The sequence below is a fragment of the Paraburkholderia sp. RL17-373-BIF-A genome (assembly GCF_046030175.1).
GTDB lineage: Bacteria > Pseudomonadota > Gammaproteobacteria > Burkholderiales > Burkholderiaceae > Paraburkholderia.
Window position 1 is genome coordinate 1 of the sequence record NZ_JARESO010000397.1, and the last position, 533, is coordinate 533.

Consider the following 533-nt stretch of genomic DNA (forward strand, 5'->3'; position numbering starts at 1 on the left):
ATCTTCTCCTGCGACTGGCGCGATAGCCGCGAGACGCTTCTGGCGTGCAGTACGGGGAACTGTGCAAGGTGCGCCTGATTGAACATCGGATAGAACTCCCCGCGCGCATCCAACGGCAGATTATCAGGCTTCCTACTCCAGTCTACCGCAACGCACACATTGCCGAACTCCCCGCCCGGCTCCCCAGGCGTCCGCATCGCGTTCTTCAGGTCATCCGGGGTCAGCAGGATGCAAACCTCGCTATCCCTGGCGAGCAACGGAAAATAAGACAGCACATCCCCCTACATGACATCAGCGGTTCCTTTCACAAACTGCACCAGCGAATCAGGAAGGACATTCAGGTAAGCCTGGCGCAGCGCCTTTGCTCTGTCCCGCAACTCTTCATGCCGTTCGGCCGCATCCAGTATCTGCAGCACACTGAGACCGTTCGCACGAGCCCATGCGTATCCCTCGGGTTCCGGTTGCGCCAGCTGTGTCCGGGCATGCTCGAGCATGGTCCCCAGTCCGTACGAGGACCAACCCTCCAGAGCAAG

2 protein-coding genes are annotated in these 533 nt (G+C 59.8%); both read right to left on the minus strand.

Annotation, left to right across the window (positions count from 1 at the left end; all coding sequences use genetic code 11):
* A partial coding sequence (locus tag P0D80_RS51065; protein ID WP_408296566.1) for a hypothetical protein occupies positions 1-275 on the minus strand: 275 nt, incomplete at its 3' end.
* A gap of 6 nt (positions 276-281) precedes the next feature.
* Positions 282-533: hypothetical protein (locus P0D80_RS51070; RefSeq protein ID WP_408296568.1), on the minus strand; the 252-nt coding region annotated here is incomplete at its 5' end.